Here is a 12,459-nt window from a genome sequence, read left to right as displayed (position 1 = left end):
CGGGTCAGGCGGGCGAAGCCGAGCCGATCCACGGTATCCAGCGAGACATTCACCCGGCTCAGCCCGGCGGCCGCGAGCCCGCGGGCCCGATGGGCGAGTCCGACGCCATTGGTCGTCATGGACAGCGGGACCCCGGGCACCCGCTCGTGACAGCCCGCGACGATCCGCTCCAGATCGCGGCGCAGCAGCGGCTCACCGCCGGTGAACCTGACCTCACGCACCCCCAACTCCCGCACCGCGAGCGTGACGAGTCGCACAATCTCCTCGACCGTCAGCAGTTCGTCCTGCGGAATCGCGGGCAGGCCCTCCTCCGGCATGCAGTAGGTACATCGCAGCGAACACTTCTCGGTGATCGATACGCGCAGATCACGTGCGGTGCGCCCGAATCGATCGACCAGGTACGGCGTGTCCGGCCGTCCGTCGAGTGCGGGCAGCCTGGACCGCACGGCGGGAATCCCCATCTCGACCAGCGTCACAAGTCCATTATGACCGGTCCGCACGCTGTGCCCATGGGCGGACTGCACCATCCTGGGCTCACAAACGCCGAGTTCGAGGGGTGAGCGTTCGTGCGATACGACAAGAGAACTCGCTACCGCTGGGCGATTAGGCTGGCCGTATGACCTCGCGTGCCGACACCTCCGATGGCCACCGGCTCGGCCCGCCCGCCACCGCCCGGTCCGTCGACGCCTACCGGGACACCGTCGAGGCGCTGCTGCGCCCGCTGGCCGCTCGAGCGGTCGAATCCGTCGCGGTGCCCGCGGCGCTGGGCCGACAGCTGGCCGACGATATCCAAGCGCCGGTCGACCTGCCGGTATTCCGCAACTCGGCGATGGACGGCTATGCGGTGCGTGCCGAATCGGTGGTGGTCACCCCGGTGACGCTGCCGCTGGTCGGTGTGGTCGCGGCAGGCGCGGCCGGACAGACGCCGTTGCCGCTCGGCGCCGCGATGAAGGTGATGACCGGTGCGCCGATTCCGCCCGGCGCCGATTGCGTGGTGCCGGTGGAGGATGTGCACAGCGATGACGCGACGGTGACCGTCGAGCGGGGTCGCACCGCGGGTGAGTTCGTGCGCGAACCGGGCACCGATGTGCGCACCGGTGAGCTGCTGGCCCGCGCGGGCACGCTGCTGGCCCCGCGTCACATTGCCGCACTGGCGGCGGTCGGACTGCCGAATGTGCCGGTATTCCAACCGATTCGGGCGGCGGTCATCACCACCGGCGACGAATTGGTCGCCGCCGGAATTCCGCTGCGCCCCGGCCAGATCTACAACTCCAACGGTATCGCGCTCGCAGCCGCGCTCAGCGCCAACGGCGTCAGCGTCGTGTCGGTGGAGCACAGCACCGACGATCCGGCGAAGTTCCGCGCATTGCTTTCCGTCGCAACGAAATCCGCCGATATCGTCTTCACCTCCGGCGGGGTGTCCAAGGGCGATTTCGAGGTGGTCAAGGAGGTATTGCAACCGCTGGGGGGTGAATTCGGCTCGGTCGCGGTGCAACCCGGTGGGCCACAAGGGCTTACTGTCGTCAACGGCGTGCCGGTGCTGAGCTTTCCCGGGAATCCGGTGAGCACCATGGTGTCCTTCGAGGTCTTCGCGCGCCCGATGCTGCGCCATATCGCGGGCCTGCCCGAGGTGGAGATCTACGAATTGCCGCTGCGCAATGCGGTGCGCTCCCCCGAGGGACGACGCCAATTCCTGCGCGGTCAACTGGTACGCGACGACGACGCCGCGCCCGGATTGCATCGCGGGCCGACGGCCGTCGAGGTCGCTTCCGGACCCGGTTCGCATCTCATCGCGGGCATGGCCTGGGCGGATGTCTTGATCGATGTGCCCGCCGAGGTCACCTCGCTGCCGGGCGGCGCATCTGTGCGAGTGTGGTCGCTATGAGTGAGTTGTCCCATGTCGACAGGGAAGGTCGCGCCCGCATGGTCGATGTGAGCGCGAAGTCCGACACCACTCGGATCGCGGTCGCGGCCGGTGAGCTGTGTACCACCGCCGAGGTGGTCGCGCTGGTGCGGGCCGACGATATGCCGAAGGCCGATGTGCTCTCGACCGCGCGAATCGCCGGTATCGCGGGCGCGAAGAAGACCTCCGAACTCATTCCGCTGTGCCATCAGCTGGCGCTGTCCTCGGTGAAGGTCGAATTCGGCTTCACCGAGGACACCATCACGATCGAGGCGAGCGCGAAAACCAAGGGCCCCACCGGCGTCGAGATGGAAGCGCTGACCGCGGTGGCGGTGGCCGGACTCACCCTGCACGACATGGTCAAAGCGGTCGACCCCGCCGCGACGCTCAACGGCGTCCGGCTGCTCACCAAAGACGGTGGCAAACACGGACATTGGGAACGGCCCGCAGAGCGGGCTCCCGTGGACATCCCCACCCTCGCCGACGAACCAGAGCCCACGGAAGGCATTGCGCCGGAAGAGCTCTCGGATTCCGACCAGCGCACTGCCGTCGTCCTGGTCGCCTCCACCGGGGCCGCGATCGGCACCAGAGCGGACACCACGGGTCCGGTGCTCGCGGAATGGCTTGGCGGACTCGGTTTCTCGGTGCGCGGCCCGCTGATCTACGCCGACGCCGAAATCGACATCGGCCTGGCCGACGCCCTGCGGTTCGAGCCGTCGCTGGTGATCAGCACCGGCGGCACCGGCGCCTCCCCCACCGATGCGACACCCGAGGCGACGCTGGCCGTCCTGGATCGCGAATTACCCGGTGTCGCAGAGGCGATTCGGCAACGCGGCACCGCGAAATTCCCACTGGCCGCGCTCAGTCGCGGCGTGGCCGGACTGGCGGGCCGATCGGTGGTGGTGAATCTGCCCGGCTCCCCCGGTGGTGTCAAAGACGGCATGACGGTGCTCGAGCCGCTGCTGGATCATCTGCTCGCGCAAGTAGCCGGAGGCGGCAACCATGACAACAAGTGAATTCGCGGCCGTACGCCTAACCGGTATCAGCGATCAGCCACTGGACCCGGCGGCGGTCGAGGCGGCGGTGACCGGACCGGAGCACGGCGCCGTAGTGGTTTTCACCGGCAAGGTGCGCAATCACGATGGCGGACAGGCGGTTTCCGCTCTGGAATATTCGGCGCATCCGGAAGCTGAACGGTTCCTGCGAAATTGCTGTGCGGAACTCGCCGAGCGCTCCGGACTCCCGGTCGCGGCCGTCCACCGAATCGGTCAGTTGACCGTCGGCGATCTAGCGATCGTCGTCGCGGTCGCCGCCCCGCACCGCGCCGAAGCGTTCGCCACCTGTGCGGAATTGGTGGATCGGATCAAACACGAGGTGCCGATCTGGAAGCGCCAGCTCTTCGCCGACGGACTCTCGGAATGGGTTAACGCCTGCGGGTAAAGGACATTGCCCGTGCATAACGGCAATGTGAGCGCCTGATGTTGTTACCCGAAACAACACTGTGACGCGAATTCAGTGACGATTCAATAGGCGCGGGATAGCGTTCTCCCGCACGAGGACGTCGATCCGCGGTAGGAGGGGCGCATTGGGAACCGATCAGGTACTGCTGCACAGATTCGTCATCTCGCAGCTCACGGATGCTGGACTGGACCGGGATCGACTGATCCGCGAGACCGGCCTACCCGAATGGACCATGGTCGGCGCGGACGTACACCTGCCGAGTCACACCTTCTCGCGCCTCTGGGAACTGGGCGAACACGGGCTCGGCGATCCGAATGTCGCGTTGCACGTGGCCAGCCGCTACAAGCTCAACAGTTTCGGCCTCTACGACTACCTGTTCGCCACCGCGCCGACACTCGGCGCGGGCCTGGCGACCTGCGGTCCCTACGTCTGCGCGGTGACCACCAATCATCGGTTCGAACTGATCGCCGAGAACGAGCACGAGGTCACGCTCTACCTCGACATGATCAATGGCGAGGGCCGCGGCCGGGATCTCACCCAGGTATGGGGCCTGGCGGCGGTGCTCAGCAGGGCACGCCGTGTGGTCCGGATCCCGCTCGTCCCGTTGCGGGTGGCATTGCGGCAGCAGGCACCGGCCAAAATCGACGCCTTTGTCGAGGTATTCGGCACCCCCGCCATCGACTTCGGCGCGCCGGTCGATGCGATGACCTTCCGCGCCGGTGATATGAATCTGCCGCTGACAACCAGCGATCCCGTCTTGGCTGCCGTGCTGCAACCGCTCGCCGACGCCCTGCCGCCACCGCCGTCCCTGGCGACCGCATGGCCGGATCGAGTAGCGGCCGCGCTGGCCGAGGCAATGGCGGACGGTCCGGTATCGCTGGATCGGGTGGCCCGCCGACTCGCCACCAGCCCGCGGACGCTACAGCGGCGGCTGATGGAGGCGGGCACCACTTGGCGGATGGAATTGGAGCGGGCGCGCAATGCCCGGCTCGCGCAGGCGAGTGCCGAAGGCGCGGTACTGAGCCGAACACGCCAAGCCGAACTGCTCGGATATTCGGATGTGGGTTCGATGCGGCGGGCGGCTCGCCGTCGATCCATGACCCAGCTCATGTACCGATCGGAACTACCAGCCTGATCCGCCGCATCCCCACGCGCCGCATCCCCTATCCTCACGCCTGGCCGGTCAGACCTTCAGGAAGGCCGCCGCGATGCGCCAGAAGGTCGCATCCTCGATAGCGCGAAAATCCCAGCTGTCGGCGATATCTCGGGTTGCGGCGACGATGGCGGGCACGTCGAAATCGTCACGCGTCGCGGTGCCCTTGGCCTCCAACGCGGCGACCACGTACGCGGTGGCACTCTCCCAGGTCTCTGACACGGAACTCTCCAATCGGTCGTAGAGACAAATACGGTCGATCACGGTTCTCGGTCCGAACCGACACCGCGCGCGCCACGTTCGCTCCGTTGCGCACATGCCGCACGCGGCGGGGCAATGTCTCAGTTCTATGTCCGCGCGATCACCGCGCCAAGTACCGAACGCGCCAGCTTCGAACAGAACGCGCCAACCTTTCCCTGCATCAGTGCGGGGTGTAGCGCCAGACACCGAGCATGGCTTGTTCGTCCAGCGGTTCGGCGGCGGTGTGCACGGTATCGTGCAGCCGCGCCAGTGCCGCGTCGGCGGGCAGACCCGCACCGATCAGCACCAATCGGGTCGTGCGCGATTCACCGCGCGACCAGGAGGCCGGTTCGAAGACGATGTGGCGACCGACCATGTGCAGCACGAACTTGCGGCGTTCGGCGGCGACACCGAAGGCGGCGAATCCCTTGGCGCGGAACAGGCCGGGCGGCGGATCCTCGAGGAATTCGACCAGGCGGCGCGGATCCAATTCCCGGTCGCTGGTGAAGGACACGCTGGTGTAGTCGTCGTGCAGATGCCGGTGCGGCCCGTAGCGACTGCTTGCGGGTCGCTCGACAAGATCGGCATGGTCGTGGTGGTCGTGGAGCAGTTCGTCGAAGCTCAATTGTTCGGCGACCCGCGGGATTTCCCGCAGCGGCTCGTCGAAGAGCAGGCCGGGGTCGATGCGGCCACGGGTAGTCGCGTACACCGGCACCTGCCCGATCAGCGCGGTGATCTCCTGCCGCAAACCGTCCAGCCGATCCTGCGACACCCGATCGGCCTTGTTGAGCACTACCAGATCCGCCAAGCGCAGATGGGTGGCCAGTTCGGGATGACGCTCGCGACTGTCCGGGAACTGCTCGGCGTCGACCACCTCGACCAATCCGCCATAGCGGATGCGCGGGTTCTCGCTGCCGACCACCATCCGAATCAGATTGCGCGGTTCGGCCAGTCCACTGGCCTCGACCACGATCACGTCGATCTTGGCACGCGGCTGCGCGAGCTTGGTGAACAAATCGTCGAGTTCGCCGACGTCCACCGCACAGCAGACACAACCGTTGCCGAGCGACACCATCGCATCGACCTGCCCGGCCACCAGCATGGAATCGATATTGATGGCCCCGAAGTCGTTGACCACCACCCCGATCCGCGTGCCCCGGTTATTGCGCAGCAGATGATTGAGCAGCGTCGTCTTCCCGGATCCGAGGAACCCGGCGACTATGAGAACAGGAATCCGCTCAGCCACCCGGCCCACCCTAGCGGCGCGCGCCGATCGAGCACAGAACGACCGAACGTCACCCTCGGCATGCGCGAGGGTGACGTTCGACGGGCGGGATATCGGTTACTTGGACGGGCCGAGCAGGGTGCTGGCCAAGGTGTAGGCGAAGTTGATCAGCTCCGAGGTGAGCACGGTGTTGTCCATACCGAGGGATTTCGCCAGCGGGAGCATCAGTTGCATGATCGTGCCGACCAAGGCGGGCAGGGTACCGGTCGTGCTCGGCGCGGTCTGGCCCGGCGACAACTGAGAACCGGGCGACTGCGGGGTCTTCGGCAAGAGTCCGAAACCCTGCGACTGCGGCGTGTTGGGCGAGAGCCCATAGCTCTGTGGTGAACCCGCTTGCGGAGTACTGGGCGACTGCGCCGATCCCGGTGTCTGCGGATCGGGCGTGCTCGGCACCTGCGCGTAGCCCGGTGCCTGGGTGTAGCCCTGTGGCGGATTCGATGATGCGGGTGCGGTCGGCACCGTCCCCGTGGAATTCGGGGCCACTGCGGGTTCGGGGACGGCCTGCGGCTGCGGGATAGCCGAAGCCTGCGCTCCACCGGGAACCTGCTCGGCCGCGGGAGCCTGCGGAGCCGAGGCAGTCCGATCGGTCGACCCGGTCGGCGCCGGAACCGCACCCTGCGCCGCAGTCGCCTGCTGCGGTGCACCGAGCAAGAAGCCCACCAGGCCGGTCGTTATGGCCAGAGCGTGTTTGACCTGGCCCTCCGGACTCTCCAGTAGTGCGGCGTCCTCGGCATTGGCGCCATTGCCCATCTCGATGAAGACATCGGGCACGGTGGTCAGCGCCGGACCGGCCACATCCGCCCGGGTCTGCAGACCGTCTTGTGCGCCCGCATAATTCGCGGCCGGGAATCCGGCCTCGAGATACGCGTCGCGCACCGCCTTCGTCGCGGCGAGACCGGGTCCGGACTGGACCTGATCGGCCTTCGGATCCGGGATCGGCAGCTGCGGCACGATCAGATGGAAGCCTCGGTCCTGTGCCGGTGCGCCATCGGCGTGGATGCTCACCGCGACATCGGCGCCGGAGGCATTGGCGGCCTGCGCGCGTTCATCGACGCAGCCGCCCCACCCGGAGTCGTCCTGACGGCTGAGCACCACCTTGGCGCCCAGATCCTGCAGGGCGGCCCGGACCAGGTCGGCCACCTTCCAGTTGATGGTGTGCTCCGGCACACCGTTGACGGTGGTCATGCCGGTGGTCTGGCAGTCCTTGGTGCCGCCGCGACCGTTGCTCACTTGCGTTGCCAAAGTCTCGGCGTGGTTGGGCCCCTGATGACCCGGGTCCAGGAATATCGTCTTGCCTGCGAGTTTCGTCGACATATCCGGCGCTGCCGGATCTGCGATCGCGGCCGGGGTCAGCCCCGACAGCGTCACCACCACGGCGGCCGTGACGGCGCCGCAGATACCGGTGCTGATGATGCTTGGCTTCATGTGCGGTGTCGGTGCCCCGGGACGGAGCACCCCTCCCTTCCCACTAGTAACACCAAACCCAGTGGTTCACTCTGGCAACGCCAGCATCAGCAAAGCAAGCTACGTTATCGAAATGTTATCGACACACTCGAGCGCATTACCGCTGATCAGACGACCAAAACACGGCTCACGCCGCCGTGAAACGGGGATTGCCAACCGGATGCGGGCTCAGGCCCCAATCGGCAAGCGACGCAACGACCGCAGCGCATAGTGCACCCGAGTCTTGACCGTGCCGACCGGGACGCCGAAGTCATCGGCCACCTCTTGATAGGCCCGGTCCCGCAGGATCACCTCCACCACGGCCGTGCGCTGCAGTTCGGGCAGCCTGGCGAGAAGCTCGGCGACGAGCAGACCGTCGACGAGACGTTCGGCGAAGTCCGGATTCGCGAAGCGGACATCGCTGAGCTCGGTGATCTCATCCCAGCCGGTATCGGCGGGCCGGGCGGCGCGGGCGCGGGCGATATCGATCATGACATTGCGTTCGATGGCGAGCAGCCAGGTGCGCACCGTGCCCTTGCGTTCGTCGAACCCTGAGCACGAGCGCCAGGCTCGCAGCAGCGTCTCCTGCACCGCGTGTTCGGCGAGGCCCGAATCGCCGAGTCCGCGCATGGCGCGCCAATGCAGGAGCGCCCGGTCCGCGGCTAACACGGAGGCGAGCCCGTCGTCGGTACAGAGCCCAGCACACGCCACCCCGCAAGTCGACCGCCTGCCCGCGACATCGACCACCGGACAAATACCACTCATATAAGAGATATCGCGGGAATCCGGGCGAGTGGAATCACGCCCGAGGCGGAATCTGGCGATTCCACCGAAATCGACCATCGAGTCTGGTAGACCTTGGCCCCGGAGATACGGGGATCTCCGCAGGTCAGCCGCCAGTGGCGGCTAGAGCACAATTCGAGGAGACAGCAGTATGCGTGCAAGCACGCTCGTGATCGCGGGGGCAATGGCGTCAACCGTGACACTGCTGGGCACCGGCACCGCGGCCGCCCAGCCCAGCAACACCATCACCGAGGATGGTGTCTACCTGGTCGGCGTCGATATCTTCCCCGGTACCTGGGAGGGCCAAGGCACCTCCGACCCGGCGGTCGGCTGCGACTGGCGGCGGCTGCGCAAGGTCGAAGGCGATAACACCGATCAGCACTACATCATCAATAACGACTTCACCAGAAACCGTCCGGTCCGCGCCGAGATCGCCCCGACCGATGTCGCCTTCAAGACGGTGAACTGCGGTGCCTGGCACATGGTGCCACCGAGCACGGGCTCATTCGGCGGCTGAGCCGAACCCCCACGGGATATTGACTCGCGTTCAGTAGCCGCTATGGTTCGCAACCATGACGCGGAGCAAAATCCTGATCACCGGCGCGAGCGCCGGACTCGGTGCGGCCATGGCGCGAGATTTTGCAGCCATGGGCCGTGACCTGGCTCTATGCGCCCGCCGCCTGGATGCGCTCGAGGCCATGCGCGACGAACTCACCGCCGCGCACCCGGGCATTACCATCGCGGTCCGCGCGCTCGACGTCGATGACCACGCGGCCGTCCCACGGGTTTTCGCCGAGCTGCGCGATGAACTCGGCGGAGTGGATCGGGTGATCGTCAATGCTGGTATCGGCAAAGGCGCGCGGATCGGCACCGGCCGTGCGGATGCCAATATCGCCACGGCCACCACCAATTTCGTCAGCGCCCTCGCCCAGACCGAGGCGGCACTGGAGATCTTTCGTGCCCAGGAGTCGGGCCATCTGGTGCTGGTTTCCTCGATGAGCGCGGTGCGCGGCCTGCCGGGCAAGAAGGCCGCATATTCCGCGAGCAAAGCGGGACTGGCCGCGCTCGGTGAGGCGCTCACGGTCGAATTCGCCAACTCACCGATCGCGGTGACCACACTGCTTCCCGGATTCATCGCCACCGATATGGCAGCGAAGGCCGGTGACGCACGCATGGTCACGCCATTGGCGAAGGGCGTCGCGGCGATGGTGCGGGCGATCGAGCGCGAAAAGATTCGCGCCTGCGTTCCGGGGTGGCCGTGGCGGCTCATCGATGTGGTGCTGCCGCATCTGCCCGGCGCGGTCGTCACCCGGATGAGCTGAGCGCATTATGAGGGCCTGAACCCGCCAGAAGTCGACGGGCGGGATTGCTGGACTGGAGCGCATGTCCACAGCTCTTGCGCCCTCCCCCAGCACCGTCGCCCGGCCGCCGCTGATCCGGTGGCTCGGCGTCGCCGCCGTGATGCTCGGCATCTTCTCGATCGTGACCACCGAGATTCTGCCGATCGGCCTGCTGACCTCGATCGGAGCCGATTTCACAATCTCCGACGGCATGGCGGGCCTGATGATGACCCTGCCCGGTCTGCTGGCCGCGATCGCCGCACCCCTGGTGACCGTCGCCGCCGCGCGGATCGATCGCCGACTGTTGCTGTGCGGCTGCACGTTATTGCTGGTGCTCGCCAATGCGGTGGCCGCACTCGCACCGGAATTCTGGGTGGTGCTCACCTCCCGCGTACTGATCGGAATCACCATCGGCGGCTACTGGTCGATCGCGGCCGGACTGGCTAGCCGATTGGTGCCGCCGGAGTCGGTGCACCGGGCGACGGCGGTGATCTTCTCCTCCGTCCCACTCGGCTCGGTGCTCGGTGTGCCCGCGGGCACGTTCGTCGGCAATGTCGCGGGCTGGCGGGCTGCATTCATCGTCTTGGGCCTGCTGTCCGCGGTGGTGCTGGCGCTGCTTGCGGTCGCACTGCCCGCGCTGCCCGCCGAGCAGGCCCTTCGCCTGGCCACGCTGCGCATCGGTCTGCGCGGCATGAGCGTCCGAATCGCTTTGCTGGCAACGTTTTTCGTGGTGATCGCACAGTTCGGCAGCTACACCTACGTCACACCGTTCCTGGAGCAGGTCACCGAGGTGAGCGCGGGCACGATCACGGTGCTGCTGCTGATCTACGGTGTGGCGGGCATTGCCGGAAACTTCCTGGGCGGCACCTTGCTCGGCCGTCCCCGTCTCGCGCTCGGCTTCGCGGCGAGTGCGATGGCGGCCGCGATGCTGCTGCTACCGTTGCTGGGGCGCTGGGAGTTCGGTGCGATCGCGCTGCTCATCGTGTGGGGTATCGGGTACGGCGGCGTGCCGGTGGTGCTGCAGACCTGGTTCGCCGATGCGCTGCCCGATGCGCCGGAGGTGGCGTCGGTGCTGTTCACCGCGTCATTCCAGGCGACCTTCTGTGTCGGCGCACTGGTCGGCGGGGTGATCGTGGATCGGACATCGCCCGGGACGACGCTGCTCTGCGGCGGTGCGACCGTACTGCTCGTACTGCTGATTACCTCGGGAGTAATAGACGCGCGCCGGGTGCATCGGGCAGGCTGACTTCATGATCGATGAAGTGGGCACCAAGCTCTTTCACCAGTCCATGCCGTTCACCGAGCGCCTCGGAGTCGAGGTGCTCGAACACGGGACCGAATTGGTGCGCAGTCGGATCGCCTGGGACGAATCGCTGTGCACGCTGGGCGGAGTGCTGCACGGCGGGGTCCTGATGTCGCTCGCCGATGGGACCGCCGCGGTGTGTGCGTTCCTGAATCTGCCCGAGGGCAAGCAGGGCACGACGACGGTCGAATCCAAGACGAATTTCCTGCGGGCCGTGCGTTCCGGCTATGCGACCGCGACGGCGCGACCGCTGCACGCGGGACGGTCGTTCATCGTGGTGGAGACCGAAATCCGTGACGACGCGGATAAACTCGTCGCCAAGGTGACGCAGACCCAAGCCGTCCTCTGATCCCTCACTTCGCCAATGTGAACTGCATGACATCGATGTGCCCGCTGCGGAAGTACCGGGCACATCCGGTGAGATATTTCGAATATCTGGCGTAGACCTCCTCCGAGGCGATCCGCACCGCCTCGTCGTGCCGGTCCGCCAGCGCGTGCGCCCACTGATCCAGCGTGCGTGCGTAATGCAGGCGCAGCGGCTGGATCCGCTCGGTGCCGAATCCGGCCTGCCCGGCCAGGCGGGTGACCTCGGCGGGCTGGGGCAGCTGCCCGCCGGGGAAGATCTCGCGCCTGATGAAGATGTGGAAGAGCGCGGCCTCCCTGGTCACCGGAATATTCATGCGACGTAGGTCGTTGAGGGTATGACCGATGATCGTATGCAGCAGCATCCGGCCATCGGGCGGGAGCATGCGGTAGCAGCGCTCGAAAAATGCCGGGTACCGCTCGCGGCGGAAATGTTCGAACGCACCGATGCTGACGATCCGGTCCACACCCCCGTCGAACTCCTCCCAACCTTGCAGCCGGATCTCGACGCCCGCCACACCGCGCCGACCTATCTCCGAGCGGACGTGCTCGTACTGATTGCGGCTCAAGGTGAGACCGACGACCTTCACGCCGTAACGCGCGACCGCACGGAACATCGTTGCGCCCCAACCGCATCCGATGTCGAGCAGGGTCATCCCTGGCCGCAGATCCAGTTTGCCGAGCGCGAGATCGATCTTGGCGCGCTGGGCTTGTTCGAGGGTCATATCGTCGCGTTCGAAGTAGGCGCAACTGTAGGTCATGGAGGGGTCGAGGAATAGTCGGTAGAAGTCGTCGGAGACGTCGTAGTGCGATTGGACTTGCTGGTAGAACGGTTCGAGTTCGGCCATTGCAGCTCCTGCCTTCGGTCGGTCCTGGCCGGATATGGACTGATACGAGACACACCGGCGAGCCGTTCGCACGAGCGGCTACCGATACCGAAACGTGGCCTGCACCGTTCGCCGTGACCGAGCTGTGACCATTGCGCGACACCCGTTGGACGATGTATCCTCGGCCCTGTCCTTGTGGATGTTGGTATCCCGGCCGATCAGAGCCGAACTCCCACAAGATTTCTCGACTCCCGACCACGATGGTGGTCCACCTCGTTCCCGGAGCCCACAGGGACATTCACCGCAGCGAGCCAACTCGCCGCTGCCTCACACGGCCGTTCGCCGTACCCCATGCAAA

14 protein-coding genes are annotated in these 12,459 nt (G+C 66.4%); 8 read left to right on the top strand and 6 right to left on the bottom strand.

Annotated elements, in window-relative coordinates; translation table 11 throughout:
* Positions 1 to 476, bottom strand: a 476-nt coding sequence (locus NP3_RS36715; protein WP_157124807.1) for a radical SAM protein, incomplete at its 3' end; no start/stop codon positions are given.
* 140 nt (positions 477 to 616) lie between these two features.
* On the opposite strand from NP3_RS36715, the gene NP3_RS36710 reads away from it, so the two are divergent.
* The 4 genes from NP3_RS36710 to NP3_RS36695 all read left to right on the top strand — a co-directional run bounded on the left by NP3_RS36710 (position 617) and on the right by NP3_RS36695 (position 4,499).
* A complete protein-coding gene (locus NP3_RS36710) occupies positions 617 to 1,885 on the top strand; it encodes a molybdopterin molybdotransferase MoeA (protein ID WP_063046317.1) in 1,269 nt (422 codons plus the stop codon).
* Positions 1,882 to 2,919 (top strand): bifunctional molybdenum cofactor biosynthesis protein MoaC/MoaB, encoded by a 1,038-nt coding sequence (gene moaCB / locus NP3_RS36705; protein ID WP_063046316.1) that lies wholly within the window; start codon positions 1,882 to 1,884, stop codon positions 2,917 to 2,919. Before NP3_RS36710 ends, moaCB begins: the two co-directional genes overlap by 4 nt.
* Positions 2,906 to 3,343: a molybdenum cofactor biosynthesis protein MoaE gene (locus NP3_RS36700; protein ID WP_063046315.1), complete on the top strand. Its 438-nt coding sequence runs from the start codon at positions 2,906 to 2,908 to the stop codon at positions 3,341 to 3,343. Before moaCB ends, NP3_RS36700 begins: the two co-directional genes overlap by 14 nt.
* Before the next feature lie 145 nt (positions 3,344 to 3,488).
* Entirely contained in the window at positions 3,489 to 4,499 is a 1,011-nt protein-coding gene (locus NP3_RS36695; RefSeq protein ID WP_063046314.1) for an AraC family transcriptional regulator, read from the top strand.
* Between the two features lie 48 nt (positions 4,500 to 4,547).
* Here the strand turns inward: NP3_RS36695 and NP3_RS36690 are convergent, their stop codons facing one another.
* The 4 genes from NP3_RS36690 to NP3_RS36675 form a co-directional block, all read right to left on the bottom strand.
* Entirely contained in the window at positions 4,548 to 4,739 is a 192-nt protein-coding gene (locus NP3_RS36690) for a hypothetical protein (protein ID WP_063046319.1), read from the bottom strand.
* A 199-nt stretch (positions 4,740 to 4,938) separates the two neighbouring features.
* Complete coding sequence (locus NP3_RS36685; protein ID WP_063046313.1) at positions 4,939 to 6,003, bottom strand: CobW family GTP-binding protein; 1,065 nt, start codon at positions 6,001 to 6,003, stop codon at positions 4,939 to 4,941.
* A 96-nt stretch (positions 6,004 to 6,099) separates the two neighbouring features.
* Positions 6,100 to 7,467, bottom strand: a complete 1,368-nt coding sequence (locus NP3_RS51670) for an N-acetylmuramoyl-L-alanine amidase (RefSeq protein ID WP_063046312.1) — start codon at positions 7,465 to 7,467, stop codon at positions 6,100 to 6,102.
* A 207-nt stretch (positions 7,468 to 7,674) separates the two neighbouring features.
* Positions 7,675 to 8,154 carry a sigma-70 family RNA polymerase sigma factor gene (locus NP3_RS36675; protein ID WP_245721260.1) on the bottom strand — a complete coding sequence of 160 codons (480 nt, stop codon included), beginning with the start codon at positions 8,152 to 8,154 and terminating at the stop codon, positions 7,675 to 7,677.
* Positions 8,155 to 8,419: 265 nt separating this feature from the next.
* Here NP3_RS36675 and NP3_RS36670 point away from each other — a divergent pair, with 265 nt between their 5' ends.
* The 4 genes from NP3_RS36670 (at position 8,420) to NP3_RS36655 (ending at position 11,260) form a co-directional block, all read left to right on the top strand.
* Positions 8,420 to 8,785, top strand: a complete 366-nt coding sequence (locus tag NP3_RS36670; protein WP_063046311.1) for an Rv1352/Rv1906c domain-containing protein — start codon at positions 8,420 to 8,422, stop codon at positions 8,783 to 8,785.
* A 55-nt stretch (positions 8,786 to 8,840) separates the two neighbouring features.
* Complete coding sequence (locus NP3_RS36665; RefSeq protein ID WP_063046310.1) at positions 8,841 to 9,590, top strand: SDR family oxidoreductase; 750 nt, start codon at positions 8,841 to 8,843, stop codon at positions 9,588 to 9,590.
* Positions 9,591 to 9,651: 61 nt separating this feature from the next.
* On the top strand, positions 9,652 to 10,854 hold the full coding sequence (locus tag NP3_RS36660) for an MFS transporter (RefSeq protein WP_063046309.1): 1,203 nt from the start codon (positions 9,652 to 9,654) through the stop codon (positions 10,852 to 10,854).
* A 4-nt stretch (positions 10,855 to 10,858) separates the two neighbouring features.
* Positions 10,859 to 11,260, top strand: a complete 402-nt coding sequence (locus tag NP3_RS36655; RefSeq protein WP_040693984.1) for a PaaI family thioesterase — start codon at positions 10,859 to 10,861, stop codon at positions 11,258 to 11,260.
* 4 nt (positions 11,261 to 11,264) lie between these two features.
* Here NP3_RS36655 and NP3_RS36650 read toward each other — a convergent pair whose 3' ends face one another.
* Positions 11,265 to 12,122 (bottom strand): cyclopropane mycolic acid synthase family methyltransferase, encoded by an 858-nt coding sequence (locus NP3_RS36650; RefSeq protein ID WP_063046308.1) that lies wholly within the window; start codon positions 12,120 to 12,122, stop codon positions 11,265 to 11,267.
* Between the last annotated feature and the right edge of the window lie 337 nt (positions 12,123 to 12,459).

The organism is Nocardia pseudovaccinii NBRC 100343 (assembly GCF_001613225.1).
Classification (GTDB): Bacteria; Actinomycetota; Actinomycetes; order Mycobacteriales; family Mycobacteriaceae; genus Nocardia; species Nocardia pseudovaccinii.
The sequence above is the reverse complement of the archived record's forward strand: the minus strand, read 5'-3'. Positions and strand labels throughout refer to the sequence as shown.